Source organism: Edaphobacter sp., assembly GCF_028283685.1.
In the GTDB taxonomy this organism is placed as follows: Bacteria; Acidobacteriota; Terriglobia; order Terriglobales; family Acidobacteriaceae; genus Edaphobacter.
This window is the reverse complement of the sequence record NZ_JAPWKF010000010.1, coordinates 1-26,441: the sequence shown is the minus strand read 5'-3', so window position 1 is coordinate 26,441 and position 26,441 is coordinate 1. Positions and strand designations below refer to the sequence as shown.

Genomic DNA, 26,441 nt, shown 5'->3' with positions numbered 1-26,441 from the left:
CAACGAAATGACCGATGGGTCATCTAGTAATACTGTCGAGTCATTATGTCAGTTCCTATCGAAGAATCCGAATTCTCCCAAGCGGAGGCGTCTCTTGCTGAGTCGGCTCCTGACCAGTTCGATAATGAGCACCTTCCGCAGGCCAGGATCTTCAATCCCTGGATTGTGGCGCTGGTCGTGACGATCGGCACGTTTATGGAGGTGCTGGACACCTCGATTGCGAACGTGGCGCTTCCGCATATCGCGGGCAGCCTGTCGGCCTCGCAGGACGAGGGTGCGTGGGTTCTGACGAGCTACCTGGTGGCAAATGCCATTGTGTTGCCGATCAGCGGATGGCTGTCGTCGATTCTGGGGCGAAAGAATTTTTACCTGCTGTCGGTGTTTTTCTTCACGGTGTTTTCGGCGGCGTGCGGACTGGCTCCGTCGCTGGCCATGCTGATCCTGTTCCGCGTACTGCAGGGGCTTGCAGGCGGAGGATTGCAGCCTTCGGTGCAGGCGATTCTGGCAGATACCTTCCCTGGCAATAAGCGGGGCATGGCGATGGCACTGTATACGATTGCGATCCTGGTGGCTCCGGTGCTGGGGCCGACGCTGGGCGGCTGGATCACGGATAACTACTCGTGGCGCTGGATCTTCTATATCAATATTCCGGTCGGTATGCTGTGCGTGTTTTTGACGCGCATCGTGCTGGAGGACCCTCCTTACATGAAGGAGGCGAAGGCGAAGGCTCGCAAGGTTGCGGTGGACTGGGGCGGGCTGGGCTTTATCTCGATTGGCCTGGCGACGCTGGAGATTGTGCTGGATAAGGGGCAGGAGCTGGACTGGTTCGGCTCGCCGTTTATCGTGCTGTTTGCCAGCATCTCGGTGATCGCGCTGGTGGCGGCGGTCCTCTGGGAGCTGAACACGAAGAACCCGGTGGTGAATCTGCGGCTGTTGAAGGAGCGGAACTTCCTGTTCTGCTGCCTGATCATCCTGGGTCTGTACATGGTGCTGTATGCGACGACCTACCTGCTGCCGACGTTTATGCAGCAGATGATGAACTACGACGCGACGACGGCGGGTATTGCGCTGTCACCGGCTGGCCTGTTCACGATGCTGGAGGTGCCGCTGGTCGGCTATGTGCTGACGAAGGGGTACGATCCGCGCAAGATGGTCTTCTGCGGCATGTTGATTATTGCGAGCGCGTGCTGGTGGATGGGCTCGATGAATCTCGATGTGGCGGAGAGGGACTTCATCATTCCGCGCATTGTGCAGGTGCTGGGGCTGGGCCTGATCACGGTGCCGGTGAGCACGATCGTCTTCCGGTTTATTCCGAAGACGGAGAGCTCGCAGGGAGCGGGTCTGTATGCACTGGTGCGAAACGAGGGCGGCAGTATCGGCATTGCGCTGGTGAGCACGATGCTGCAACGGCGGTCGCAGGTGTTTCAGACGGTGCTGGGCCAGCATCTGAGCGCGTCGGATGCTCCGGTGCAGGATGCGGTGGCGCAGATGTCGGCTGTGGCGGGCAATCATGCGGACGTACATTACATGGCGCTGGCGCAGCTCTACCAGAGGCTGCAGCAGCAGGCGCAGTTGCAGGCCTATATGGATCAGTTCAAGATGCTGTGCGGCATTATGCTGCTGATGATTCCGCTGGTGTTCTTCCTGAAGCGGCCGCCGGCGCAGAAGCATATGGAGCTGGACGCGCACTAATTCTTGTGGAAACGGTTCGAGCTTCGCTCGAATGGCCCACTCATGCAATGAAGCCGCATGAATGGGGCACCCGGCATTCGCTACAGCATCTGGACCTTGCCGGTGGCCAGTTCGTAGACGCCGCCGACGATCTTGAGCTTGCCTGCTTTGACGGCGGGGGCCACGATGGGTTCGAGGTCGTCGAGACGGTCGGCGCCGCGTTTGACGTTGGCGCGGATGGCGTTTTCGAGCTTGTCGCCGGGCTGATCTTCGGAGGCGAGCACGGCGGGCTTGATGGCGTTGACGAGGTCGTTGATGGCTCCGGGGAGTGCGTCGTTGTCGTGGATGTGCTCGATGGCGGCTTTGACGGCTCCGCACTGCGAGTGGCCGAGGATCATGACGAGAGATACACCCAACTCTGCGATGGCGTACTCGACGGTGCCTTTGACGGCGGCTCCTGCACCGTCGACGTAGTTGCCGGCGACGCGGACGACGAAGAGCTCGCCGATGCCGAGATCGAAGAGGATCTCGGGGGTGACGCGGGAGTCGGAGCAGGTGACGATACAGGCGATGGGGCTTTGCCCGGCGGCGAGGGGCTTGAAGTCCGATGGCGTGCGGCGGGGGTGGGTGGATTTGCCGGAGGCGAAGCGCTGATTGCCTTCGAGCATCAGCTTGAGGACTTGATCGGGTGACGGCGCGGGGGTGGCGCGTGGTGCAGCGAAGGCTTTGACGGGCGTGATGGCGCCGGCGATGAGAATGCCGGTGTTGCGCAGGAACGTGCGGCGTGAATCAGTGCTCTGCATTGGGGAAGCCTCCATGCATGGTGTTGGGGCCGTGCAGAACAGTATGCACGCAAACGTGTTTCAGATGGGTGAGTGTTGGGGAGCATGGGGATTGCCTGGCCCGCCGGGCGGAGAAGAGCAGACTCCTCCGCTGTGCCAGGAATGGGAGTGACAAGAAGAAGGATGGAACGATAACGCAAGGATGGATGGGGCGGATGGAACGACAACGCAGGAGGGCGGAACGAGGTGGAGGCGCGGGAGCATGGGGTTGCTGTGCTCCCGCGCTGTTGCGGTGATTGAGAGGCCTAGTAGCCGGCGGCTTTGCCGAAGTCGCGGCGGTTGTCGTGTCCGCCGAGGAGTTCGTGGGTTTTGGGGTCGATGGCGATGAGTTCGCTGTCGCCCCACAGGCCGGGGCTCTTGTCGTCGGCCATCTGGTTGAGGTTGGTGTCGTAACCCATGGCCTTCATCTGCTCGACGACATCGCGGGGGAACTTCTTTCTCGAAGTCGAGGCGGTCGGGCAGGTACTGGTGGTGGAAGCGTGGGGCGTCGGCGACGGCCTGGATGTTGAGGTGGTTGTCGATGGAGCTGATGACGTCGTTGGCGACGGTGGTGATGATGGTGGAGCCGCCGGGCGAGCCCATGACGTAGGCCAGCTTCTTACGGCGCAGGAAGCCGCCGTGGGTGGTGATGATGGTGGGGGTCATGGCGGAGAGGGGCCGCTTGCCGGGCTCGATGGAGTTGGCCGAGGACTGGATGAGGCCGAACATGTTGGGCACGCCGACCTTGGAGGTGAAGTCGTCCATCTCGTTGTTCATGAGGAAGCCGAGGCCTTCGACGGTGATGCCGTTGCCGAAGCCGCCGTTGAGGGTGGTGGTGCTGGCGACGGCGTTGCCGTCTTTATCGACGATGGAAAAGTGCGTGGTGTCGGTCGGCTCCTTGCCTTTGTGCTGCGGCGGTGGCGGAGGCACGAAGCCTGCGGGGCGGACGAGCGACTTTGAGGGTGTTGGCTTGCCTGCAACGATTGAGGCACGCCATGCGGCGGCGTACTTCGTATTGGCGAGTTCTTTGAGCGGCAGGACGTTGTAGTCGGGGTCGCCGAGGTAGTCGGAGCGGTCCATGTAGGCGCGGCGGAAGGCTTCGGTGATGATCTGCACCTGCGCGGCGCTGCGGTCGGTTCCTATCTTCGTGAGGTCGAAGCCTTCGAGGATGTTCAGAATCTCCGCCAGCACGATGCCGCCGGAGGATGGCGGCGGGGCGGTGTAGATGTCGTAGCCGCGGTAACGGCTGTGGATGGGCTCACGTTCCTTGACGACGTAGTGGGCGAGGTCGTCCGCGGTGATGATGCCGCCGTTGGCTTTTTCGAAGGCCGCGATCTTCTGTGCGATAGCTCCCTTGTAGAAGGTGGAGGGGTCCTTGGAGATGGCGGTGAGGGTGGCGGCGAGCTCAGGCTGTTTGAAGACCTCATCGGGTTTATAGAAGTCGCCGTTGCGATGGTAGATGGCCCTGGAGGCGGGGTACTGCGAGAGCTTTTTGGTGCCCTGGATCATCTTCGCCTCGGATGCCATGAGGGGGAAGCCTTCGGTGGCGAGGCGGATGGCGGGGGCCATGTCTTCGGCGAGGGTGAGCTTGCCGTAGTGGGACTGCGCGTAGACCATGCCGGCGACGGAGCCGGGGACGCCGGAGGATTTGTAGCCGGTGATGGAGGCTCCGGGGATGATCTTGCCTTCGGCGTCGAGGTACATGTCGCGCGAGGCGGCGCCGGGGGCCATCTCGCGGTAGTCGAGGAAGTGGGCCTTGCCGTTCTTCTCACGGATGAGCATGAAGCCGCCGCCGCCGAGGTTTCCGGCGAAGGGATAGACGACGGCGAGGGCGAAGTGGACGGCCACGGCGGCATCGACGGCGTTACCGCCTTTTTTTAGGATCTCGAGGCCGGCGTCGGTGGCGTTGTGCTCGACGGTGGTGACCATGGCGTGACGGGCGCGGGCGGGCTGTTCGTCCGGCGCCTGGGCGAGAAGGTTCGTGGCGGCGAGGGAGAGGGCGGCGACGGAGGCAGTAAGGCGAAGAACGTTCACGTGCGGGATTGCTCCTGTGCCGGACGAACGGGGGCCGGTGTTTCGGTGGGATGCCCCAAGCATAGCGTGAAGGCTGCATGTGTTGTCGAGAGGACGGCCTTACTGCCGGGTGGCAGCGGGATGCGTCGGGACGGTCAAGGGCCGATGGCGCAAAGAAAAGTGAACGGTTTTGCGGGCGGCACGGTCTTAGGGGATAGCAGTCCAGATTTCAGGGGCAACGAGCGTGGCGGAGGAAGTGCCTTGCATGACACGGTGCTGTTCGGCGATGGCGAGAGGCTGATGGCGCAGGACGGTGCCGCGGGGCGCGATGCGGAGTTTGCCGCGCTGGTGGAGCGTCAGTCGCGCATGATGTTTCGCGTGGCGTACAGCCTGCTGCGCAACACGCACGATGCGGAGGATTCGGTGCAGGAGGCGCTGCTGAAGCTGTACCGCAGCGAGAGTTGGCTGCGCATGGAGAATGAGCGCGCGTTTCTGGCGAAGACGGTGTGGCGGGTGGCGCTGGACCGGGCGATGGCGGCGAAGGCATTTGAGGATGTGGATGCGATGGGGCTGGCGACGCGGGAGGGCTCGCCGGAGCTGCTGGCGGCGGGCATGGATGAACGGATGCTGCTGCGGGAGATGATCGACCGTCTGCCGGAGGATCTGCGGAGGCCGCTGGTGCTGAGCGCGATCGAGGAGATGACCTCGGGCGAGGTGGCGGTCATTCTGGGCATCCCGGAGGGTACGGTGCGGACGCGGGTGATGCGGGCGAAGGCGGAGTTGAAGAAGAGGTTCGAGGCGATGAAGGAGGTGCAGCGATGACGGACGATATGCAGTTCGACCGGCTGTTGGACGCAGTGCTGCACGAGGCCGCCAATGTTGCTCCCGGCGACGGGCTGGAACTCAGGATGCTGGCAGCGGTGCAGGAGCAGGGGAGCGCGCCGATGGCGGATGTGCTGGTGTTTGCGGGAGGGTTGTCGAGCGAGGGAGTGTTTGGCTCGTTGTGGCGGGGGATGCGGGATCTGCTGTCTGCGCGCAGGATGCCTCCGCTGCTGTTGGAGTCGGAGCCGGTGCCGGTGGTCGACCCGATGGCTGTGGACGATGGGTATTCCTCGATGGCATACGCGGTGGCGGTGCATGCGATGGCGGTGCTGGTGATCGGCTTCGTGGTGCGGGCGCAGATACGGGACGTGACGCCGCCACGGGAGGTGACGGCACAGCTGGTGGTGCCGGTGCTGCCTATTGAGGCGAGAGCTTCGCAGCGCACGGGCGGCGGTGGTGGGCAGCGCGGTGAGACGCCGGTGAGCAAGGGGCATCTGCCGAAGATGGTGGAGCAGCAGATTGTGGCGCCGTCGCAGCCACCATTGATTCAGCCGAAGATCGCGATGGAGCCGACGATCGAGATGCAGCAGGTGAGGATGGCTGATAACGTGATGCCGAATGTGGGGCTGTCGCAGGCGGCGATTGCGGGGATCTCGCTGGGCAATGGGCGTGGGACGGGGCTGGGCGCGGGTGATGGCGCGGGATCAGGGGAGGGTTCGGGCGGCAGCAATGGGGGCGGACTGAGGCACGTGGGCGGCTCGGTGAGTAAGCCGGAGGTGCTGTTCTGGGTGGAGCCGGAGTTCTCGGAGGAGGCGCGGAAGGCGAAGGCCTCAGGAGATGTGACGGTTGACCTTTGGGTGGATGAGCAGGGCAGGCCGACCCATGTTCGCGTGGTTCGCGGCATGGGGATGGGGCTGGACGAGAAGGCCCTGGAGGCGGTGAAGCAGTATCGCTTCAAGCCTGCGATGGAGAACGGGCGTCCGGTGGTGGTGGAGATGAACGTCAGCGTGAGCTTTCACATCTATTAGATACGGCTGGCGTGGTGGCTGTGCCGGAGCGGGTGGCGCAGCGCAGCAGACCGTATGAGCAGGATCGACAGCAGCATGTGAAGAGCGATGGGATAGCGCCGCGCCTCGTGAAAGGGGTGGCGAAGGATCGAGCGCATCATCATGGCGAAGCAGCCGGAGGTTCTGTTCTCGCGCATGAGGATGGCGGCCTCTCCCTGGAGGCGGCTTTTGACGCGGTTGAGGGTGGTGATGCGGTGGGTGAGGGTCATCTGCGGCCGGAGGTTCTGATCGAGGACGCTGAAGCTGGTGGTGAGCATCTTCAGGGCGTTGCGGCTGGCGTTGGCCTGGTGGACGCGGTAGCGGACGAGCGGCTGGGGGCAGTGGGCGAAGCGTATGCCATGGGCGCTGAGGCGGAGCCAGAGGTCCCAGTCCTCCACGCCATTGTGGCGGCTGTCGAATCCGCCGACGGCGAGGAAGGCCTGCCGGTGGACCAGGGCGGAGCATGGCGTGAAGGGACAGCGGTCCAGCAGGTGCCGGGGGAGCTGCCGGGGCGAAGGCATGGACTGTGGCTCTGAGAGGGTGATGCCCGCGGCGTGGTGATACAGGACGCGGCGGTCGGTGTAGAGGAAGGCTGCGTCCGGGGTGTCGAGGAGGACTTCTGTGGCATGGGCCAGAAAGTCGGGCTCCCAGCAGTCGTCGTGGTCGAGGAAGGCGAGCCAGGGAGCGGTGGTGATGGAGGCGCCGAAGTTGCGTGCGGCGCTGACACCGCCGTTGGGCCGGGAGATGACCCGGATTCGGGGTTCGTAGGCCTGGGCTATGCGGAGGCTGGCATCGGTTGAGCCATCGTCGATGACGACGATCTCGGCGGGCGGCAGTGTCTGGGAGAGGACGCTCTCGATGGATTCACGGAGGTAGAGCTCTCCGTTATAGGCAGGAATAATGACGGCTACGGAGCAGCTATCGCAAAGGGTTCCCATGAGGGATCTCCTGAAAAGTAGATTTGCAGAGAGAAGGAGCCCGGGCCTGTTTTTGAATGCAGAGATATTGCCACAATTTAGAATGGAAGTCTCATGCAAACCGTCGTTCGTTCGTATTCGAAGATCAATCTGGGGTTGGCGATCGGCCCGAATCGGCCGGATGGGTTCCACGGGCTGACGACCCTGTACCAGACGCTGGAGCTGCATGACCTGGTGACGGTCTCGGCGGTACGGTCGCAGGCGACGGAGATTTCGATCACCAGCAACGACGAACGTGTGCCTCTGGACAGCCGGAATACCTGCTGGAAGATGGTGGAGCGGGCGCTGGCGCGGATGGGGCTGGCGGCTGAGGTGGCGATCCATATTGAGAAGCGTCTGCCGGTGCAGGGCGGGATGGGCGCGGGAAGCGCGAATGCGGCGGCGGCGCTGATTGGGCTGGAGAAGGAGCTGGGCACGGCGCTGGCCGGCGGCGAGCGGCTGAAGCTGGCCGGTGAGGTGGGGTCGGATGTGCCGCTTTTTCTGCTGGGTGGTTCTGTTCTGGGACTTGGGCGCGGCGAGCAGGTGGTGCCGTTGCCGGATATGTCTCCTGTTTTCTGCGTGATCGCGGTGCCGGAGGTGGGGGTGTCGACGCCGCAGGCGTTTCGGGACTGGGATGCTCGGATGGAGCGTCAGGCATTGACGGAATCCCAGGAACTCGATAGACTAAGTGAGTTGAGTCTCGCTTTTGCTGCACTTTATGCAGAGCCAGGCACATCCGGTATCATCCGTGGTTCGAGCCCCGACCCTCACAACGAGGTAAGCAAGCGGGGAGGCTTTGAGCAAGCTCAAGGCGGCCATGAGGGTGATCTGGCGGAGAATACCCTTCTCTCGCTTGTCCGCACCGGGGTTGAAAACGACTTTGAACAGGTCGTCTTTCCTGCTTATCCCTCCTTGCGTGAAATCAAGCGTCAACTTGTGGGTAGCTCCGGCCGTGAATCCGGCGAGGCGCTGTATGCTGCGCTTTCAGGCTCGGGTTCGGCTCTGTTCGGACTTTACCGGTCCGAGGCGGATGCGGCGAAGGCTCAACAGCGCGTCCTGGATGCTGGAAACGACGCGGGCACCAAGGTTCTGATTACGAAGACCTTGCCCCGTAGCCAGTACTGGACGAGAATGTTCGCAGAGTGACCCGGCCGGTTACATAACGGATTACCGGCCGCTTACTGGGCGATCGACTAACGGTAGGTCAAGTGCCTTTGACGCACTCAGTCCAGGTTCGAATCCTGGTCGCCCAACCACAAAGTCGTTCGCCAGCGAAGAGTTGAAGGTTAGGGTTTTTGCGGTGCATGGCGCCGCGAGAAGTAAATTGAATTCGAACTCCCGCGGCCGGCGGAAACAAAACAAGATGCGGCCGTTGATGGGAGACAGAGCAGTTTTAGAAGAACGGTCTTAGGAATTGGTTTCAGGGATTCGCAACAAGGATTTTTGAGCAGTACGGGGTCGCAACAAGGCCTCGGTAAGACAAACGCAGCAGGAACTATTCAAGGTCAACCAGCCTGGAGGTTTCACGACGTGACCGAACAAGACACGACTGCAGTTCTTTCCCCTATTCAGGGTCAGGTTGAGGAAGCAGAAAACGGCTCCCAACCTGGCGCTACGCTCTCCGCTCAAAGCAACGGACAGCCAAAGTCTTCGGAGAAAAAGCGCGCTTCGAAGCAGAACGAGAATAAGCGCATGAAGATCTTCTGCGGGTCCTCCAACCGTGCGTTGGCCGAGGAGGTCTGCAGATTCATCGGAGTCCCGCTGGGCGAGAGCCGTTTGCAGCGTTTCTCCGATGGAGAGGTTCACTTTCAGCTGCTCGAGAACGTTCGCGGTACGGACGTCTTTCTCGTGCAGCCGACGTGTTTCCCGGTGGATCAGCACCTGGTTGAGCTGCTGATCATGATCGACGCGCTGAAGCGCGCATCGGCCGGGCGTATTACGGTGGTGATTCCGTACTACGGCTATGCGAGGCAGGACCGCAAGGACCGGCCGCGTGTGGCGATTACGTCGAAGCTGGTTGCCGATCTGCTGACGACTGCCGGTGCGAACCGCGCGTTGCTGGTGGATCTGCATGCGGCGCAGATTCAAGGGTTTTTCAATATTCCGGTGGATCACCTGTTTGCGAGCCCGGTGCTCGTGAGCCACTTCCGGGATATGAACCTGCCGGACCTGACGGTGGTGTCACCGGATGCCGGCGGTGTGGAGAGGGCGAGATTCTTCGCCAAGAAGCTGGATGTTCCGCTGGCGATCGTGGATAAGCGTCGCACGGACATGAATGTCACTGAGGTGATGAACGTCATCGGCGATGTGAAGGGCCGGACGTGTTTGATCCTCGACGACATTATCGACACGGCGGGAACGCTGGTGAAGACGGCGGATGCGCTGCTGGATGAGGGCGCGAAAGAGGTTTATGCGTGTGCGTCGCATGCCGTGCTCTCGGGCCCGGCGATCGATCGCATCCGCGAGTCGCGGTTGAAGGAAGTGGTCGTGACGAACACCATCCCTCTGCGGGAAGAGGCGCAGAAGGTGGAGAAGATCAAGGTGCTTTCGGTAGCCGGGCTTCTGGGCCGCGCGATTGAGAGTATCCACATGGAGACGAGTGTCAGCACTCTCTTCAACTAGTTTTTCTCCCGCGGTTTTGGGAGCGATGTAGAAGCACAAATCAAGCGGCACAGCCGCAAAGGGAGCGAGCCAGAAGTCTCGTGCCCGAAAGGATGAAGTGAGATGGCAATCGATACAGCAGTAGTCGCAACTCCCCGTGAGGGCAAGTTCAATAAGAATGCGGCACGCCGCGTTCGTGTGGCCGGCAAGATTCCCGCGGTCGTTTACGGCGCAGGCAAGGACGCAGTTGCGGTGACGGTCGATCCGAAGGCGATCATCAAGATCCTGCACTCGGAGTCGGGCCACAACACCATCTTCGACCTGACGGTCGAGGGTGCGGGTGTGACGAAGGCCATGATCGTCGACTGGCAGAACGAGCCCATCAAGGGCAAGCTGCTGCACATCGACCTGAAGCGCATTGCGATGGACAAGACGATGCGCGTATCGGTTCCGGTTCAGCTGACGGGTATCCCGGTTGGCGTGAAGACGCAGGGTGGAATCCTCGAGCACGTTATGCGTGAGGTCGAGATCGAGTGCCTTCCCGGCGACATTCCGAGCCACATCGATCTCGATGTTTCGGGCCTGGAGCTGCATGGCGTGATCCACATCTCCGATCTGCCGCACTCCGGTTCGATCAAGTTCATCGGCGAGGAGACGGCTACGGTTGCGCACGTCACGATCATCAAGGAAGAGGCAGCTGCTGAAGTGGCCGCTGTGACGGAGCCTGAGGTCGCCAAGAAGGGTAAGACGGATGCTCCGGCTGCACCCGCTGCGGACGCGAAGAAGAAGTAACTGGCTGGCAGTCCTGACAGGTGTTGGGGCTGCCGCTTGCTTGTAGGGAAGGAATTGCTCGCGTGAAGCTGATCGTCGGACTTGGGAATCCTGGGGTCGAATATCAGTTCACACCGCATAACGCCGGGTTTCTTGCCATCGATCGCATCGCGGATGACTGCGGCGTGGTGGTGAACAACCGGCGGGGCAGGGCGCTGACGGCGAAGGCGAGGGTGGCAGGCGAAGAAGTTCTGCTGGCTAAGCCGGAGACGTTCATGAATCTGAGCGGGCTTTCGGTAGCTGCGCTGATTCAGGAGCTGGGCCTCGAGGACGTGAAGCGGGACGTGATCGTTCTGTACGACGAGCTGGCGTTTCCGCTGGGACAGTTTCGCATTGCGGAACGTGGTTCGGCGAACGGGCACAACGGGGTGAAGTCGATCTCCGGGGTGCTGGGAACGCCGGACTGGATGCGCGTCCGTATCGGGGTCGGCAAGCCGGCGCTGGCGGATGGCAGAGAGATTAAGGCGGGAGGCAGGGATTATCTGCTGACGCCGTTCCGCAAGCTGGAGCTTGCGGTGCTGGATGAGGTACTCGACCGGGTGAAGGTTGCGGTCGAGGTGGTGCTGACGAAGGGTGTCGGCGCTGCGATGAATGAGTTCAACCGGAGGCCGGAGCCGGAAGACGGTTCGGCTGAAGGGAAGTAAGGCAGTAGAGCAGAGTTCACGGTAGTAGACGCATAACGCAGTAGATTCCATACCGACCCGGAGAAGGCAAGCCCTGGCGGTGCGAAGTGGAACTTCGCAGAAAGAAGTGAAGAATATGAGCCGTAGTTATGAAGTGATGTACATCGTCCGTCCGGACGCGGAAGAGGCAGACCTCGACAAGCTGATCGAAGGCTTCGAGAAGAACGTGACCGATGGTGGCGGTGAGGTGAAGTCGACCGAGAAGATGGGTCGTCGTCGTCTGGCTTACACGGTTCGCAAGTTCAACGACGGCTTCTACGTGCTGATGACGATCCTGGCCGAGGGCTCGCTGGTGAGCGAGATCGAGCGCCGTCTTCGCGTGACGGAGCAGGTGATCAAGTTCATCACCGTGCGCATCGACGAGGAAGAGAAGCGCCTGGCGAAGGTCAAGAAGCTTCGTGACTCGAAGGTGAAGCGCAGTGCGCTGCCTGCGGTCGAGGCTTCCGAGGTTTCCGCGGCTCCGGTTGTTCCCGTGGTTCCCGCTGCACCGGCGACTCCCGCGGCTGAGCCCGCGGCGGTCTAAGGCCAGACCGTTCTGAAGATTCTGCGGCGGACGTCGGAGACGCCACCGCATGATGCAGTACCCATAGCCTGATCCGCTTCCGTGCTTCCGTTGATACGGAGCATGTCCAGAGACTCCACGGCGTGTCTGGAGCGGATGACGGCACCAACGAAGGAAAGAGGACATTACGATGGCTGACGAGACCACCACCAGCACACAATCTACCGAGCAGCAGCCGCAGCAGGCCGCAGCTCCTTCATCCCCCCGTCCCGCAGGCCCTGGCGGCCCACGCGGTCCGCGCCCCGGCGGCCCTGGCGGCCCCGGCGGCCGCAAGTTCTTCCGCCGCAAGAAGGTCTGCAAGTTCTGCACGGAGAAGATCGATGCGATCTCCTACCGCGACGTTCGCCTGCTGCAGGGCTTTGTGGCTGAGCGCGGCAAGATCGTTCCGCGCCGCCTGACGGGTGTTTGCACGCGCCACCAGCGCCGCCTTTCGCTGGCGATCAAGCAGTCGCGCAACATCGCCCTGCTTGCCTTTGCGACGCGCTACTAAATTTATTGCGCTGCTTGCATGGCGAGCGGCATGAACGGATTGGAGAGTTCCATGGAAGTCATTCTGAAGGAAGACGTCAATAAGCTCGGACACCGTGGCGATGTGGTTAAGGTCGCTGACGGTTACGGGCGCAACTACCTGCTGCCGCAGAAGCTCGCGATCGAGGCGACGGCAAACAACAAGGCTGTAATCGAGCAGATGAAGGCTTCGGCCGCTCGCAAGTCGGCCAAGGAGAAGGTCACGGCTGAGGATCTGGCGACGACGCTGAACGCGGTCGAGCTGGTCTTCGAGCGTAAGGTCGGCGAGAACGATCACCTGTTCGGTTCGGTGACGTCGGGCGACATCGCGCACGAGCTGGAGGCGAAGGGCTTCACCATCGACCGTCGCAAGATCTCGCTGGATGAGCCGCTGAAGTCTCTGGGCGAGTACCACGTTCCCGTGAAGCTGCACCGCGAGGTGACCAGCCACGTGAAGGTGACGGTCAAGAGCGATGCTCCCGAAGTGGAAGCTGCTCCGGCTGTTGCTGCTGTGGCCGAGTAAGCTTACTCGACGTAAGACATATACCCGCTGCGAGGATTCTTCCTCGTGGCGGGTTTTTCGTTTAAACGGGATGATCACGTTTCATGATTTCGATGTGACCTCAAGACAAGCATGGCGCGAGGCAATCTATAGTGGTGCCGTTACCGGATGCGTGATCTTTCGCCACTTCGGAGATGAAACGCATGATCCTTCGTTGGATGATGTTCGTGTTTGCCACTGCTGCGCTATCCGCTTGTGCGCAGACGGGAGTGTATCGAGCCGGCAGCCGCAATCTTTATATCCACTGCGAAGGGGTGCGCCATGGAGCCGCAGTGGTGCTTGAGGCGGGCGCCTGGAGGGATTCGACGGACTGGAGCAAGGTGCAGCCTGAGGTCGCGAGATTTACCCAGGTGTGCAGCTACGATCGCGAGGGGCTGGGGAAGAGCAAGGTCGACGGCGTCAGCAACCCGGATGCTGTGGGGCTGGACGAAGGAGTCGAAGAGCTGCACCTTTTGTTGCTGTCGGCTGGCGTGAAGCCGCCTTACATTCTGATGGGGCATTCGGCCGGTGGAATCAAGGTAAGGCGGTATGCGCGGGACCATCCCGCAGAGGTGGTGGGGATGGTGCTGGTGGATTCGGCGCATGAGGAGCAGGAGTGGCGCTTTAAGGCGATCGATCCGTCATCGGTGCAGATTCCTGAGCAGGTGAGGGAGAACGCGCGGCGCGCGGGTCTGCCCACGGAGCCGGGAGAGCGGCTGGTATGGCACGATGACATTCCGCTGATCGTGCTGGAGCACGGCATCCCGTTTCATTTTGAGGGAAACATGGCGAAGCATGCGGCGGAGTTTGAGGCGACCATGCATGAGATGCAGCTGGATCTTGCGAGCCGCTCGTCTAAGGGCGAGTTGCGCACGGCGAAGAAGAGCGGACACGACATCATGCTCGACGAGCCGGAGTTTGTGACAACTGCGATTCGCGATGTCTGGAATGCTGCGCGATGAACTTCGTCAGAGCCAGTGCAGGCAGGCGAGGAAGACGGCGAGGGCGGTGATGGCTCCGAGGATGACGTCGAGCGCGAAGTGGTAGCGGCCGATGACGGCTCCCAGCGAGATCATGATGGCGACGATGAGGAAGGCGAGTCCTACCAGCGGAGCGTAATGGAGGAAGACGAACGCGATGGCGAAGGCCGAGGCGACGTGTGCGCTGGGGAAGGAGATAGCGTGGATGCTGCCGTGCTTGAGGATGAAGAGGTTGAAGAGGCGGGTCTTGCCGACGGGGGTGGTTGCATCGGCTGGGGCCGTGATGAGTGAGCGCGGCGGGAAGGCCGGGACCAGCGGCGTGGTGGCGTAGCAGAAGTAGGTAGCCAGCATCAGGACGAGCCAGAAGCCGGGGGCCTTGTCGCGCAGGCCGAAGACGTAGACGGCGAGGAGGCCGACGGGCACGAGCGGATAGCAGGAGAGATAGGCCATCTCGAGGAGAAGGCCGATGGGATTGCGGGAGGTGCCGGAGGTGGTGGAGGCGCGGGGGAGCAGGCGCTGGTCGATGGCGAGGAGTCTGGATTGCAGCTTTTCGTTGGGGCCGAGGAAGAACTGGCCGGTCTGCCAGTAGGGCACGAGGAAGAGGCAGGCGGTGAGGATGTCGAGCATGACGGAGTAGCTGTCGGCGGCGAGGTGCGGCTTGATGGCGTGGGCGGCGGCGATCACGATGGCGGCGACGGCGGCGAGTGTGGTGACGATCCAGCGGCGGCGCACAGGTAGAGGGCGTGGCCCGAGGACGGTGGCCCAGGCAGCGATGGCGAAGAAGGCGGCAATGCCAAGCTGTATCCACTCGGTGGGACGCATCGGCGAGGGGCTCCTTGCGTGTGGGGATGGCGAATCGCTTCGAGGCCATTATCGCGTGAAAGCAGGCTGCGGATTTTATAGGTGCGGCGTGCGATAGAGTCGGAGAGATGTGTGGGCGTTACTACAGGCGGTCAGATAAGAAGGCGATAGCGGAGGCGTTTGGGTTGAAGGGACTGGCGGCGGACTTTGTGCTGCCGCCGTGGGACTTCAACGTGGCTCCGACGACGTTTCAGCCGGTGATCCGCAATGCACGCGATACGGGCGAGCCGGAGCTGGTGCTGATGCGCTGGGGGCTGGTGCCGTATGCGGCGAAGTCGCTGGCGGAGTACAAGGGCATCTCGACGATCAATGCGAAGGCGGAGACGCTGATGGAGCGGGCGATGTGGCGCGTGCCGTTTGAGCGGCGGCGGTGCCTGATTCCTGCCGATGGGTTTTATGAGTGGAAGGCGGTTCACGGCGAGGAGGCCGGTGAGACTAAGACAAAGGGAAAGGCGTCGAAGCAGCCTTATGGGTTTTCGCTGAAGAGCGACCAGTTGTTTGCGTTTGGCGGCGTGTGGGATGCGTGGAAGGACCCGGCGACGGGGGAGTGGCTGCAGAGCTTTGCCATCATCACGGTGGAGCCGAATGTGCTGACGGCCACGGTGCATGACAGGATGCCGCTGATCATCGCTCCTGAGGATTATGCGCGGTGGCTGGATCGCGGGAGTGCGGAGCCGCCGTTGGATCTGCTGCGGTCATACCCGGCGGAGGAGATGCGGGCGCGCAAGGTGAAGAAAGATGTGGGGAGTACGAAGAACAATTCGCCGGATCTGGCGGATGGGGAAGGCTGAGGTGCTGCGGGCGAGGGTGGTCGAAAAGCAGGTCCCTCCACTGCGGCGCTGCGCGCCTTCGGTCGGGATGACATAGTTATGGCTTGCCTTGGTCGTTTGGCTTGCTTAGGGGGAGGGGGAAGTTATGGCTGGGTGGATTCCTCCGCTGCCTAGCCCAACCAGCAAGCTGGCCGGGGACCCGTCCGCTGCGGAATGACAATGCCGGAAAGCGGACGACAGTGCGAAAGGGAATCGCATGGGCAATACTTTAGCTTTTAGCCAGGAGCTAAAAGCTAAAGTATTGCGATGATTGTGCGGGCTTGTGCTTACTCATACTTGAGGGTCTGGACGGGGTCGAGGCGGGCGGCGCGGTTGGCCGGGAGGGTTCCGAAGAGGACGCCGACGAGGACCGAGGTGCCGAGCGCGATGACGGCGGACCAGGCGGAGACGGGGATCGAGAAGGGGGTCAGCAGGCCGACGGAGAGCGGGATGGCGAGGCCGATGATGGTGCCGATGAGGCCTCCGCTGAGGGAGAGGAAGACGGCTTCGGTGAGGAACTGGAGGCGGATCTCGTGGCCGGTGGCGCCGAGGGCCTTGCGGATGCCGATCTCCTTGAGGCGCGACTGCACGTTGGCGAGCATGGAGTTCATGATGCCGACGCCGGAGACGATCAGCGTGATGGCAGCGGCCAGTGTGAGCACGATGGTGAGCATGCTGGCGATGCGGCCCATGACGCTGAGGACCTGGGTGAGATTGAAGGCGGTGTAGACCGAGGTTGGCCGGTGGCGGCTCTTGATGATTCTGAGGATCTCGTCAGAGGCCGGGATGACGAGGGAGGAATCCTTCATGGTGAAGAAGATCTGCTTCACGGTGTTGCTGCCGGTGAAGTAGCGCGCGACCTCGTAGGGCACGAGGATGGTCTGGTCGCTGACCTCGGACATGCCGAAGGTCTCGATGCTCTCCTTGAAGACGCCGATGATGGTGAAGGGGATTCCCTTGATGCTGATGGCGTGGCCGATGGCGGCGCGGGCATTGCCGAAGAGAGCCCGCGCGAAGGGTTCGACGATGACGGCGACCTTGGTGTGGGATCGGGCGTCCTGGTCATCGAAGAAGCGGCCGGCGAGTACGGTGAGGTTACGGACCTCTTTGTACTGCGGTGAGACGCCGAGGATCATGGAATCCTTGACGATGCCGCCTCCCATGGAGACGCGGTCGTGTTCTTCGAGCATGGGAGAGGAGGCGATGATGCCGGGAACCTGGTCCATGACGGCCCGCATGTCGTCGCGGGTCATGAAGTCGGGGGTGGAGGTATTGTCGGGCCCGATGACGCTGCCGCCGTTGTACTGCATCTCGACCATGTTGGGACCGATGGAGGAGATGAGGTTGAGGGCGTAGTCCTTGCCGGTGAGGCCGAGGGTGTAGACGAGGATGATAGACGCCGAGCCGATGATCATGCCGAGCATGGTGAGCAGGAAGCGCACCTTGCTGGTCTTGAAGCTGTCGACGGCGAGGCGGACGATCTCCGAGAACATCATGGTGGAGCGCGCACTGGCGAGGGTCTTCTCGAAAGAAGACTTTCGGGACCGAGGTGCGACTGCGGGTTTGGTGATCGCTGTGGCCATGATGCTGGTTCCCGGTTGGAGACTGGGACAAATATTAGACGTTACCAGTATCTCAGCGATGCACGGAGTTGCGCTATTGGCGGTGTGGGGTCCGGGGAAGGGGCTTTGTTTTTGGTGAGTTACGGGTGGGGTGGTTGTGGTGGGTTGGGGGATGGTGGTCGAAAAGCGGTCCCTCCGCTGCGGCGCTGCGCGCCTTCGGTCGGGATGACACGTTTTTGGCGAGGCTGTAAGAGGGTTATTGAGGGCGCAGGAGGACGTGGTCGCTGAGTGGGGTGATCTCGCTGCGGTCGATGGCGTAGCCGGCCTGCTGGGCGAGGGGGAGGAAGCCTTCGAGGCCCCGGGGGTAGAGGGCGAAGTGCATGGCGCGAATCTGCTCACGGCGCAGGGGAAGGTTGGCCGTGATGGAGCCGACGACGAACTTTGCGTGGTCGTGCAGAACGCGGAGGTTGGCGACGATGGCCTCGTCGGTGCCGTACTCGAAGAGTGCGCCCTCGGAGGAGGCGGCGATGATGGCGCTGGTGCCGTTGGGAGATGTTTGGATGGATGTGAGCAGCGATTCGAGTGCGGCGGTCTCGTTCCAGTTGTAGGGGATGCGTTCGAAGGTCATGGTGAGCCCGGCGAGGGGTGCACCGGGGGCGGTGAGTGCGGCGATGGCGCTGGAGGCGAAGGCCGGTCCCTTGGTGTCGAGGTCGCAGACGTGGATATGGATGGGGCGGTTGAGCAGCTGCGGCTGACGCTTGTGGAGCAGGAGCAGGGAGTTGATGCTGTCCATTGCGGGGCCGCCGCCGATGTTGATGAGGTGCAGCACGGCGCTGGGGGAGGCTGAGAGGAGCGGTTCGAGTCCGTCGGCGAGCATGGTGGCGCAGTGCTGCAGACGCAGGCGGACGAAGCGGGCGTGGGGCGATCCGGCGATGCGTATGTCGAGTGGTGTGTCGTAGCCGTCGGGCAGGTTGTCGGCGCCGAGCTTCATCATGTACGTGGTGAGGCCGCCGAGGAAGGAGCCGGAGGGTTCGATGAGGGCGCGGAGAAGCTGGGAGCGGCGCGCGCCGAGTTTCATGAAGATGCGGCGGAGGAAGACGGGGCCCTTGGCGTCTTTGACGGTGGCCACGTTGTACTGGTCGGTGAGCGCGGCGCGCGAGGCAGGGTCGTCGGGGATGGCGAAAGCCGGATGGGTCAGATCGATGACGGGGAGTTCGAGGCCGTCGGAGGTGGTGGTGTAGATGATGCCCGGCTTGTGAACCATGACGCTCCCTGGCCGCGACCTGTGAGAGATGCGGACTTGAGGATAATACAGCCTCAAGTCCGCTGATTCTCTGATTGGGATCAGTTGCCGGTCACGTTTTGTGAGACGTTGTAGGTCTCGCCTGCGGTGGGTTGGAAGGCGATGGCGTGGCCGAGTGTGGTGGTGGCGACGGTCTTGCCGGACTTTGTCTTCACGATGAGAGACGACAAGGCTGCGCCGACCTTGCTGCTGATGTTGACGGTGATGGGCGTCGCGCTTGCTGGCAGCGTGAGCTTCGCGGTGGAGGTTGTCGCCACGGGATAGATGCAGAGGTAGAGCTTGCCCTGCTGCTGTTCAAGCGTGACGCCGGAGCCACCGATGAAGAGAGGCGTCTTGTCGGTGGGCAGAGCGAAAGACTTGAGAGTCTGTTTGCCGGGGTAGATCTTGCCGGTGTCGAAGTCCATCCAGTTGCCGGCGGGCAGATAGATGTCGCGTGCGTTGGAGGTGTCGTAGTCGTTGCCGTAGAGCGGCGTGGCGAGCATGCTGTCGCCGATGAGCCACTCGTAGCCGCGGGTGGTGGCGTTCTCGCGGCCGTAGACGCTGGCGTCGTCGGGGAAGGCGATGGGGAGCGGCGTCATGGTCCAGGGGTAGCCGTCGTTGAAGAAGCGGCGGGCGTTGGAGAAGAGATAGGGCGCGATGCGCTCGTGCAGCTTCGCTGCCTTGAGCATGACGGCGGCAGTGGATGCGGAGAAGGACCACGGCGGCTCTCCCATACCCATGCTGGAGTGCATGGCGGCCCACATGGCGTTGCGCTGCATGTAGGTCTCCATCTTTGCGGTGCGGCCGGTGGAGAAGCGGCTCTCGCCGAAGGTGCCGCCGACGATGTCGGGGTAGACGAGCGGAAAACCGGAGTAGGCGAGGGCGAGTGAGTTGACCGGCCCGCGATCCTGGTTCTGGTTGTAGTTGAAGTCGTTGATGCGGTGCAGGTCGCCGTTGGAGGAGAGGTAGCCGTTGCGCTCGATGATGAGCTGATGCTGCGCCATCAGTCGGTCGTTGGTGGGATCAATCTTGTCGTCGCGCAGATCGTATTTGCCGTAGCCGTAGAGATCTTCTTTCCAGCCGGAGACGCCGTAGTCCTGCCACTTTTTGACGAGCGACATATACCAGCTGAGAGCGGCCGGGTTGTGTGCGTCGAGCAGGTAGATGGGCGAATGAGGAAAGCCGATCTTGTAGACCAGCGGCTTGCCGTCGTTGTCCTTGAGGAAATAGCCGTGGGCGAGGCCTGCGGCGGAGTAGGGGCCGTCGGTGATGAAGGCGATGCGAAGGCCGAGCATGACGGTGAGATCTTCGCTCTTGAAGTGCGCGATCATGCCCTTCGGATCGGGATACTTGTCGTGATCCCAGAGGCCGAAGCTGGTGGTGGCATGCATGGAGTCGGGCTTGTCGGGCCAGAAGCCGGAGCCAATGACGATCCACTTGAGGGGATAGCCGAGCTTGAGGTAGCGGTCGATGGAGTCGGTGTCGGTCTTCTGGTTGGTCTCCCAGCCGAGGGCGCCGAAGGCCTCCCAGCCGACGCCGAAGGCCTCGTACTTGGGCATCAGAACTTTGTAGCCTGCGGAGTTGCGCGCGTCGAGATACTGCTTGTAGATCTCGTGCGGGTCACCGAAGAAGTAGTGAATGGTGACGCTTCCGTTGAGATTCTGTACGCCCTGCTGAATCTGCTGCGCGCTGGTGTGGACGATCTTGCGGTGCGGGTCGATGAGCAGCACGGCGAAGCGTTGTTGGGGATAGATGATGAAGTTGCTGACGAGGCGTGTGCCGCCCTGGCCGGAGAGGAAGGCGTCGTCGGCGAAGCCGGTGACGTCGGTGTTGAACTGCTTGTTGGCGAGGGTGGAGAGGTGAGCCTGTTCGACGGCATGATCGGAGAGGCCGTAGGCGGGCGCGGCGCCCGCGGTGGAGAAGCGGACGTCGCCGAGGACCTTTGCCGAGGAGAGCGTCAGCGTCGCATGATGAGCAGCCAGTGTGATGACGATGTGAAGCGGCGTGCCATCGGCCGCGGTTGCGTTGAGCGTGCAGGGGGACGCGGCGCAGTGCGGTGTGCCGGTGAGCGTGATGGGCTTGCCGCCGATGAGGATGCCGGCGGCTGCGTCAGCGGAGACGGCGGGCTTGTCGTCGACGGTGAAGCCGTAGCGAAAGGCGGAGTCCTGCGCATGGAACTGAATGTCCGAGGCGCGGAGGCTGAGGTCCTGCGCGGCGGCGCTGAGGGCGACGCTGCTGGAGAGAAGGAGAGCAGAGAAGAGGCCGGTGAACCTGGTCGAGATGTTCAAGAGTGAAATATCCTTTCGTCGCGGCGTCCGAGAGCGATGTTTGTAGCGATCATCAATTTCTGGACAAGTTTAGCGGTTAACATGTACTCTTTCGCTTGTTCGGTTGGCAAGTATTCATTCCACGAAAGCGATCCGCCGATGTTTTGCTGCGAAGGCATGGAAGATGATGGTGGCTGGACGGAGAGGCGAGGGCCACTGCGCGATGAGAGATAACGGGACCGAAGAGGGTGGTAGCCGAACTATTGTTCGCGAGCTTCGACAGGAGCGGATCGAGGCGGACCTGGTGGTTGCGGGAGGCGGACTCTCGGGAGTGTGCTGCGCGATTACGGCGGCGAGGCAGGGGCTGCGGGTTGTGCTGGCGCAGGATCGTCCGGTGCTCGGCGGCAATGCGTCGAGCGAGGTGCGGCTGTGGATACTGGGTGCGACCTCGCACATGGGCAACAACAATCGCTGGGCGCGCGAAGGCGGCGTGATCGATGAGCTGCTGGTCGAGAACACGTGGCGCAATCCGGAGGGCAATGCGATCATCCTCGACTCGATTGTGCTGGAGTTTGTGCGGCGCGAGGAGGGAATTCGTCTGCTGCTGAATACGGCGGTGGACGAGGTGGAGACGGGTGAGGATGGTGCGATCGTAGGCGCGCTGGCCTACTGCAGTCAGAACCAGATGCGCTATTTGCTGAAGGCTCCGTTGTTTGTCGATGCGACGGGCGATGGGTTGCTGGGATTTCTTTCGGGCGCGGCGTTTCGCATGGGCGCGGAGGCGAGGGAGGAGTTCGGTGAGCTGCTGGCTCCGGAGACGGAGCAGCATACGCTGCTGGGCCACTCGCTGTATTTCTATTCGCGCGATACGGGACGGCCGGTGACGTATGTGCCTCCTGCGTTCGCGTTGAAAGACATCGAGGAGATCCCGCGGTTTCGTGAGCTGCGAGTGACGGACTCGGGTTGCAGACTGTGGTGGCTGGAGTATGGCGGCGAGCGCGATACGGTGTATGAGACCGAAGAGATCAAGTGGGAGTTGTGGAAGGTCGCGTATGGCGTGTGGAACTACATCAAGAACTCGGGGGAGTTTCCTGAGGCCGAGACGCTGACGCTGGAGTGGATGGGGACGATTCCGGGCAAGCGCGAGAGCAGGCGCTTCGAGGGCGACCTGATGCTGACGCAGCAGGATGTGGTCGAGCAGAGGACGCATGCGGATGCGGTGAGTTTTGGGGGATGGGCGATCGACCTGCATCCTTCGGACGGTGTGTACAGCGCGCAGTCGGGATGCACGCAGTGGCATTCGAAGGGCGTGTACCAGATTCCGTATCGCACGATGTACAGCCGCAATGTGCCAAACCTGTTTCTGACGGGACGTTTGATTTCGGCCTCGCATATTGCGTTCGGCTCGACGCGGGTGATGGCGACGTGTGCGCACAATGGGCAGGCGGTGGGCATGGCTGCGGTGTTGTGCCATCGCGATGGTCTGAGGCCGCGTGACCTGATTGTGCCGGAGAAGCTGCATGAGCTGCAGCAACAACTGCTGCGCGCGGGTCAGCATATCCCGGGCGTGTATGCCGATGATGCTGCTGACAAGGCTCGTGCGGCGAAGGTGACGGCATCGAGTGAGCTGGAGCTGGCGGAGCTGAAGGCTTCGGGTGAGTGGACGCTGCTGGATAAGCCGATGTCCTTGTTGCTGCCAGTGGGCGAAGGGCATGTGCCTGCGGTGACGGTGTCGCTGCGCGCGCAGGTAGCGGTTATGGTGAAGGCGTCGCTGTGGGGGGCGGAGCACGAAGGCAATACGACGCCGGATAAGAAGCTGGGCGAGACGGAGTTTTTGCTGGCTGCGGGTGAGCAGATGGCGAGGCTGGACTTCGATGCTGTGCTGGATAAGCCGGAGCACCTCTTCTACATGCTGGAGCCTGTTGCGGGCGTTGAGATTGCGTTGAGCGATGAGCAGATTGCGGGCGTGCTGACGCTGGCGCAGAAGATGAACAAGGCGGTGGCGAAGAGCCTGGTGCAGACGCCGCCGGAGGGCTCGGGGATCGATACGTTTGCGTACTGGCTGCCGGATCGCAGGCCTATGGCGCGAAACGTTGCAGCGAGGATGGAGCCTGCGCTCAGGATGTTTGGTGCGGCGAACGTCGTCAACGGTGTGGCACGGCCGTGGCGCGGGGTGAATGCGTGGGTTCCGGCGCGGGAAGACAAGCGGCCGGTGCTTCGGTTAGAGTGGGCCGTGCCGCAGCGAGTGAGCGAGATAGAGATCAGCTTCGATACGGACTTCGATCATCCGATGGAGTCGGTGTTGATGGGGCATCCGGAGCGGGTGATGCCGGGATGCGTGACGGAGTTCGAGGTCTGTGCCGGAGCGAAGGGAAGCGTGGCGCACGTGGTGGAGAACCATCAGACGCGATGGAGCCTGAGGCTGGAGAAGCCGGTGGAGACGAGCGAGCTCTCTGTCGTGGTGCTTGGGCACGGTTCGGCGCTGCCGGCGATCTTTGAAGTGCGCTGTTACTAAGGGGCGAGATGAACGAGTGCGAGGGAAGGTTCTCCAGACAGCAGTGGGTGATTATTGCGCTGCTGTTTGTCGTCGCGCTGATTAATTACTTCGACCGGCAGAGCCTCTCGGTGGTTGCGCCCAGGGTTCAGGCGGAGCTGGGGCTGGGCGATGAGGGTTATGCGCACATCGTCAGCGTGTTTCTGTTCGCGTCGGCGGTGGCGTACGGCATCTCGGGGTTTGTCTCGGACTGGCTGGGAACGCGGCGCTCGATGGCGCTGTTTGTGGGGTGGTGGTCGCTGGCGGAGGCGGCGACGACGTTTGCGTCGTCGGTGTGGATGCTGGCGCTGGCACGGTTCTGCCTGGGGCTGGGCGAGCCGGGCTTGTGGGTTGCGGCTCCGAAGGCTGTGGGCGAGAGCTTCGACGAGAAGCAGCGCGGACTGGCGTGCGGCATCTACACGATGGGCGCGACGGTGGGAGCGATCATTGCGCTGCCGGTGATCGTCATGGTGACGACGCATCTGCCGTGGCGCTCGATCTTTCTGCTGGATGGCGTGGTGGGGCTGCTGTGGATTCCGCTGTGGCTGTGGTGCTATCGCAAGGATAAAAGCGAGGAAAAGTCTGCGGGAATGTCTGCGACGTCGAATACGCGCGAGGTGCTGCTGCGGTCGTCGACGTGGAAGCTGCTGGTGGCGCGCAGTCTCACCGATCCGGTGTGGTACTTCTTTTTGTTCTGGTTTCCGAAGTATCTCAGCAGCGCGAGGCATCTGCCGATGACGCAGCTGGCGAAGATCGGCTGGGTGGTCTATCTGGGAGCGGGGCTGGGGACGATTGCGGGCGGATTGTTGTCGCGCAGGCTGATTCGCGGGGGGATGTCGGTTGGGGTGGCGTATCGCTGGACGATGCTGGCGGCGGCTGTGCTGGTGCCGTTGAGTCCTCTGGCTGCGCTGGTGCCAAGCTATGCGGCCTCAGTGGCGATTGCTTCGATTATTGCGCTGGCACACATGGCGTGGCTGGTGACGCTGACGGCGACGGTGATTGAGCTGTATCCGCAGAACCAGGTGGGCAAGGCGGCGGGGCTGATTGCGATGGGAAGCGGATTTGGCGGCATGCTGTCGAGCGAGATCGTGGGGTACCTGGTGACGCATGGAGGGTACACGCCAGTGTTCTTCCTGATGGCGATGCTGCATCCGATTGCGCTTGCGCTGCTGTGGCCGGTGTACCGGCAGGGACGGTCGGTGGTGCGGGATATTGCGGCTGCTGCTTAGCTGATGTGCGTTTCGGCGGCATCTGCGAACCCATCGCAGCCGCTTCGCTGCGAAGGTGGAGCACCCGGTTTGTGGCGTCCTGTTGGAGTGGTGGCGCTGCGGGCGAAATGCGGGGGTTCCTCGGTTCGAGGCGCTCTCTCGGAATGACAAATTGGTGGTGAGCGAAAAGTAAAACAGGTTCCCCCCACTACAAGGAAACAGGTTCCCCCACTACGCTCTGCGTGCTCCGGTCGGAATGACAAAGTTTGGGAGATGGTAACGACAAAGCCCACTCGTGTTGAGTGGGCTGTCGTTTTCCTGATGTACCTGCTTGCGTCTTGCGGCAGTGTTCCACTGACAACCTGCAACCTGTATCTAACAACGTGCAACTGACGACCTTTTACGGGAGTTCGGTCTTGAAGAGCTCCTGAACTACGGTCCAGCTGTCGCGGTGTTCGCGGTCGAGGTTGACGACGCCCCAGGAGCGGATGCCGTTGGCGGGCGTTCCCTTGATGAGCGAGCGGTAGTCGGCCCAGGTCCAGAGAGAGCCGCCGATCATGTAGGGGCGCTCCTTCATGGCGTTGACGGCGGTGGTGATGTCCTTGATGCGTTCGGGGTCGTGGAGGCCGGGTTCGCCCATCTTGCCGAACTCGGTGACGAAGATGGGTTTGTTGGGCCAGAGCTGGTGGGCGCGGTCGAAGTGCTGTGCGTAGCCGCCGTAGGCGTTGATGGAGACGAAATCGGAGTACTGGCTGGCCTCGTCGGCTCCAGTCTTGACGGCGGGGTCGGAGGTATAGCGCGAGGCGAAGGTGATGAGGCGGGTGGGATCGAGCGAGAGCGTGTAGGCGCGCATGTCGCGGGTCCAGTCGCGGCCTTCCTTGGTGTAGGACTCGTACTCGTTGCCGACGCTCCATGCGATGACGGAGGGATGGTTCCAGTCCTGCTCCATCATCTCTTTCATCTGCTTCTGGAAGGTGGCGCGGAGGCCGGGATCGGCCATCTGCCAGGCGCTGAAGTTCCAGTTGCCGGCCTCGGGGATGAGGAGCATGCCGTGCTTGTCGGCGAAGTCGAGCAGGTTCTGCGGCTGCGGGTAGTGGGCGATGCGCATCATGCGCATGTTGTCGGCGAGCATGTCGGAGAGGTCGCGCTCGATGATGGCGTCGGATTCACGCAGGCCCTCTTTGGCGTCTTCGCCGACGCGGTTGGCGCCGTAGAGGTGGACGGTGTGGCCGTTGAGCTTGAGCTCTGTGCCTTCGACGCGAATGTCGCGGACGCCGACGCTGGCGGTGAGCTCATCGTTGGGGACGGCGAGCTTTGCGGTGTAGAGGAACGGATCGCGCGTGCTCCAGAGATGTGCGTTGGGCAGGGTGCCGGTCCAGGTGACCTCGGCGTCGGCGTTGGCGGCGATGCGTGTGGGTTTGAGGTGGACGGGAAGCGTGGCGATCTCGCCCTGCAGTGCGGTGGTGGCGGGCTTGTCTCCGCCGTTGTGCAGCCAGGCGTGGAGCTGGATGGTGGCGGTGCCGGTCTTGAGATCGGGTTTGGCGTCGATCTTCATGTTGCGGAGATAGACGGCGTCGGTGATGACGATGCTGGTGGGGCGTACGATGCCGCCGTAGGGCATCCAGCCGACGATGGTGATGCGGTTGGCGGTGCCGTAGGTGCCGGGATGGTCGTTGGAGGGAACGCCGGTGGCGAGCGCGGGGATGGAGGTCAGGGTGGGGGTGTTGTCGACGTCGATGGTGAGGTGGTTGGCGCCGGGCTTGAGGAGCCTGGTGATGTCGAACTCAAAGGGAGTGTAGCCGCCCTCGTGGGTGCCGAGGCGTACGCCGTTGAGCCAGACCTGCGCGACATCGTAGACGGCGTCAAAGTGGAGGCGGGCGATCTG

At 62.4% G+C, this 26,441-nt stretch carries 22 protein-coding genes and 1 tRNA gene; 15 read left to right on the top strand and 8 right to left on the bottom strand.

Annotation, left to right across the window (positions count from 1 at the left end; all coding sequences use genetic code 11):
• Positions 1 to 45 precede the first annotated feature (45 nt).
• Positions 46 to 1,692 carry a DHA2 family efflux MFS transporter permease subunit gene (locus PW789_RS18135; protein ID WP_299379333.1) on the top strand — a complete coding sequence of 549 codons (1,647 nt, stop codon included), beginning with the start codon at positions 46 to 48 and terminating at the stop codon, positions 1,690 to 1,692.
• A gap of 80 nt (positions 1,693 to 1,772) precedes the next feature.
• Here PW789_RS18135 and PW789_RS18130 read toward each other — a convergent pair whose 3' ends face one another.
• Complete coding sequence (locus PW789_RS18130) at positions 1,773 to 2,474, bottom strand: carbonic anhydrase (RefSeq protein WP_299379329.1); 702 nt, start codon at positions 2,472 to 2,474, stop codon at positions 1,773 to 1,775.
• A 60-nt stretch (positions 2,475 to 2,534) separates the two neighbouring features.
• Positions 2,535 to 4,526, bottom strand: coding sequence for a gamma-glutamyltransferase (gene ggt, locus PW789_RS18125; RefSeq protein WP_299379326.1), 1,992 nt, complete (start codon positions 4,524 to 4,526; stop codon positions 2,535 to 2,537).
• A 240-nt stretch (positions 4,527 to 4,766) separates the two neighbouring features.
• Here ggt and PW789_RS18120 point away from each other — a divergent pair, with 240 nt between their 5' ends.
• Positions 4,767 to 5,327 carry an RNA polymerase sigma factor gene (locus PW789_RS18120; RefSeq protein ID WP_299379323.1) on the top strand — a complete coding sequence of 187 codons (561 nt, stop codon included), beginning with the start codon at positions 4,767 to 4,769 and terminating at the stop codon, positions 5,325 to 5,327.
• A complete protein-coding gene (locus PW789_RS18115) occupies positions 5,324 to 6,355 on the top strand; it encodes an energy transducer TonB (RefSeq protein WP_299379320.1) in 1,032 nt (343 codons plus the stop codon). The genes PW789_RS18120 and PW789_RS18115 overlap by 4 nt, the downstream gene beginning before the upstream one ends.
• On the opposite strand, the gene PW789_RS18110 is transcribed toward PW789_RS18115, so the two are convergent.
• Positions 6,352 to 7,311 carry a glycosyltransferase gene (locus tag PW789_RS18110; RefSeq protein WP_299379316.1) on the bottom strand — a complete coding sequence of 320 codons (960 nt, stop codon included), beginning with the start codon at positions 7,309 to 7,311 and terminating at the stop codon, positions 6,352 to 6,354. The two genes, PW789_RS18115 and PW789_RS18110, sit on opposite strands and share 4 nt — an antisense overlap.
• 93 nt (positions 7,312 to 7,404) lie before the next feature.
• Between PW789_RS18110 and PW789_RS18105 the strand changes: the two genes are divergently transcribed.
• The 9 genes from PW789_RS18105 (at position 7,405) to PW789_RS18065 (ending at position 14,016) form a co-directional block, all read left to right on the top strand.
• Entirely contained in the window at positions 7,405 to 8,475 is a 1,071-nt protein-coding gene (locus PW789_RS18105) for a 4-(cytidine 5'-diphospho)-2-C-methyl-D-erythritol kinase (RefSeq protein ID WP_299379313.1), read from the top strand.
• 36 nt (positions 8,476 to 8,511) lie between these two features.
• Positions 8,512 to 8,585: transfer RNA gene (locus PW789_RS18100), tRNA-Gln, on the top strand.
• A 436-nt stretch (positions 8,586 to 9,021) separates the two neighbouring features.
• A complete protein-coding gene (locus PW789_RS18095) occupies positions 9,022 to 9,951 on the top strand; it encodes a ribose-phosphate pyrophosphokinase (protein WP_299379309.1) in 930 nt (309 codons plus the stop codon).
• 102 nt (positions 9,952 to 10,053) lie between these two features.
• Positions 10,054 to 10,722: a 50S ribosomal protein L25 gene (locus tag PW789_RS18090; RefSeq protein WP_299379306.1), complete on the top strand. Its 669-nt coding sequence runs from the start codon at positions 10,054 to 10,056 to the stop codon at positions 10,720 to 10,722.
• Positions 10,723 to 10,784: 62 nt separating this feature from the next.
• Entirely contained in the window at positions 10,785 to 11,405 is a 621-nt protein-coding gene (pth, locus tag PW789_RS18085) for an aminoacyl-tRNA hydrolase (protein ID WP_299379303.1), read from the top strand.
• 115 nt (positions 11,406 to 11,520) lie between these two features.
• Positions 11,521 to 11,967 (top strand): 30S ribosomal protein S6, encoded by a 447-nt coding sequence (gene rpsF / locus PW789_RS18080; RefSeq protein ID WP_299379301.1) that lies wholly within the window; start codon positions 11,521 to 11,523, stop codon positions 11,965 to 11,967.
• A gap of 169 nt (positions 11,968 to 12,136) precedes the next feature.
• Positions 12,137 to 12,496, top strand: a complete 360-nt coding sequence (gene rpsR, locus PW789_RS18075) for a 30S ribosomal protein S18 (protein ID WP_299379299.1) — start codon at positions 12,137 to 12,139, stop codon at positions 12,494 to 12,496.
• Positions 12,497 to 12,547: 51 nt separating this feature from the next.
• Positions 12,548 to 13,036: a 50S ribosomal protein L9 gene (rplI, locus tag PW789_RS18070; protein WP_299379298.1), complete on the top strand. Its 489-nt coding sequence runs from the start codon at positions 12,548 to 12,550 to the stop codon at positions 13,034 to 13,036.
• Between the two features lie 182 nt (positions 13,037 to 13,218).
• A complete protein-coding gene (locus PW789_RS18065) occupies positions 13,219 to 14,016 on the top strand; it encodes an alpha/beta hydrolase (protein WP_299379294.1) in 798 nt (265 codons plus the stop codon).
• A gap of 6 nt (positions 14,017 to 14,022) precedes the next feature.
• Here PW789_RS18065 and PW789_RS18060 read toward each other — a convergent pair whose 3' ends face one another.
• On the bottom strand, positions 14,023 to 14,856 hold the full coding sequence (locus PW789_RS18060; protein WP_299379291.1) for a phosphatase PAP2 family protein: 834 nt from the start codon (positions 14,854 to 14,856) through the stop codon (positions 14,023 to 14,025).
• A 107-nt stretch (positions 14,857 to 14,963) separates the two neighbouring features.
• On the opposite strand from PW789_RS18060, the gene PW789_RS18055 reads away from it, so the two are divergent.
• The gene (locus PW789_RS18055; RefSeq protein WP_299379288.1) at positions 14,964 to 15,686 is read left to right on the top strand and encodes an SOS response-associated peptidase; all 723 of its coding nucleotides are present in this window, start codon (positions 14,964 to 14,966) and stop codon (positions 15,684 to 15,686) included.
• 305 nt (positions 15,687 to 15,991) lie between these two features.
• Here the strand turns inward: PW789_RS18055 and PW789_RS18050 are convergent, their stop codons facing one another.
• From PW789_RS18050 to PW789_RS18040, 3 genes are all read right to left on the bottom strand, one after another.
• The gene (locus PW789_RS18050; RefSeq protein WP_299379286.1) at positions 15,992 to 17,287 is read right to left on the bottom strand and encodes an ABC transporter permease; all 1,296 of its coding nucleotides are present in this window, start codon (positions 17,285 to 17,287) and stop codon (positions 15,992 to 15,994) included.
• A gap of 235 nt (positions 17,288 to 17,522) precedes the next feature.
• Positions 17,523 to 18,530, bottom strand: coding sequence for a hypothetical protein (locus PW789_RS18045; RefSeq protein WP_299379284.1), 1,008 nt, complete (start codon positions 18,528 to 18,530; stop codon positions 17,523 to 17,525).
• A gap of 80 nt (positions 18,531 to 18,610) precedes the next feature.
• Positions 18,611 to 20,836 carry a TIM-barrel domain-containing protein gene (locus PW789_RS18040; RefSeq protein ID WP_299379281.1) on the bottom strand — a complete coding sequence of 742 codons (2,226 nt, stop codon included), beginning with the start codon at positions 20,834 to 20,836 and terminating at the stop codon, positions 18,611 to 18,613.
• A 202-nt stretch (positions 20,837 to 21,038) separates the two neighbouring features.
• Here PW789_RS18040 and PW789_RS18035 point away from each other — a divergent pair, with 202 nt between their 5' ends.
• Positions 21,039 to 23,330 (top strand): FAD-dependent oxidoreductase, encoded by a 2,292-nt coding sequence (locus PW789_RS18035; RefSeq protein WP_299379278.1) that lies wholly within the window; start codon positions 21,039 to 21,041, stop codon positions 23,328 to 23,330.
• An 8-nt stretch (positions 23,331 to 23,338) separates the two neighbouring features.
• Positions 23,339 to 24,577 carry an MFS transporter gene (locus tag PW789_RS18030; protein ID WP_299379275.1) on the top strand — a complete coding sequence of 413 codons (1,239 nt, stop codon included), beginning with the start codon at positions 23,339 to 23,341 and terminating at the stop codon, positions 24,575 to 24,577.
• Between the two features lie 379 nt (positions 24,578 to 24,956).
• On the opposite strand, the gene PW789_RS18025 is transcribed toward PW789_RS18030, so the two are convergent.
• The coding region (locus PW789_RS18025; RefSeq protein ID WP_299379273.1) for a glycoside hydrolase family 2 protein at positions 24,957 to 26,441 on the bottom strand (1,485 nt) is incomplete at its 5' end.

Bases quoted from the DNA above. Each gene is read 5' to 3' on its own strand.
- PW789_RS18135 (WP_299379333.1), top strand. From the start codon at position 46: ATGTCAGTTCCTATCGAAGAATCCGAATTCTCCCAAGCGGAGGCGTCT.
- PW789_RS18090 (WP_299379306.1), top strand. From the start codon at position 10,054: ATGGCAATCGATACAGCAGTAGTCGCAACTCCCCGTGAGGGCAAGTTC.
- PW789_RS18045 (WP_299379284.1), bottom strand. From the start codon at position 18,530: ATGGTTCACAAGCCGGGCATCATCTACACCACCACCTCCGACGGCCTC.
- PW789_RS18055 (WP_299379288.1), top strand. From the start codon at position 14,964: ATGTGTGGGCGTTACTACAGGCGGTCAGATAAGAAGGCGATAGCGGAG.
- PW789_RS18095 (WP_299379309.1), top strand. From the start codon at position 9,022: ATGAAGATCTTCTGCGGGTCCTCCAACCGTGCGTTGGCCGAGGAGGTC.
- rplI (WP_299379298.1), top strand. From the start codon at position 12,548: ATGGAAGTCATTCTGAAGGAAGACGTCAATAAGCTCGGACACCGTGGC.
- PW789_RS18115 (WP_299379320.1), top strand. From the start codon at position 5,324: ATGACGGACGATATGCAGTTCGACCGGCTGTTGGACGCAGTGCTGCAC.
- PW789_RS18065 (WP_299379294.1), top strand. From the start codon at position 13,219: ATGATCCTTCGTTGGATGATGTTCGTGTTTGCCACTGCTGCGCTATCC.
- PW789_RS18130 (WP_299379329.1), bottom strand. From the start codon at position 2,474: ATGCAGAGCACTGATTCACGCCGCACGTTCCTGCGCAACACCGGCATT.
- PW789_RS18060 (WP_299379291.1), bottom strand. From the start codon at position 14,856: ATGCGTCCCACCGAGTGGATACAGCTTGGCATTGCCGCCTTCTTCGCC.
- PW789_RS18030 (WP_299379275.1), top strand. From the start codon at position 23,339: ATGAACGAGTGCGAGGGAAGGTTCTCCAGACAGCAGTGGGTGATTATT.
- PW789_RS18050 (WP_299379286.1), bottom strand. From the start codon at position 17,287: ATGGCCACAGCGATCACCAAACCCGCAGTCGCACCTCGGTCCCGAAAG.
- PW789_RS18035 (WP_299379278.1), top strand. From the start codon at position 21,039: ATGAGAGATAACGGGACCGAAGAGGGTGGTAGCCGAACTATTGTTCGC.
- PW789_RS18105 (WP_299379313.1), top strand. From the start codon at position 7,405: ATGCAAACCGTCGTTCGTTCGTATTCGAAGATCAATCTGGGGTTGGCG.
- PW789_RS18110 (WP_299379316.1), bottom strand. From the start codon at position 7,311: ATGGGAACCCTTTGCGATAGCTGCTCCGTAGCCGTCATTATTCCTGCC.
- rpsF (WP_299379301.1), top strand. From the start codon at position 11,521: ATGAGCCGTAGTTATGAAGTGATGTACATCGTCCGTCCGGACGCGGAA.
- rpsR (WP_299379299.1), top strand. From the start codon at position 12,137: ATGGCTGACGAGACCACCACCAGCACACAATCTACCGAGCAGCAGCCG.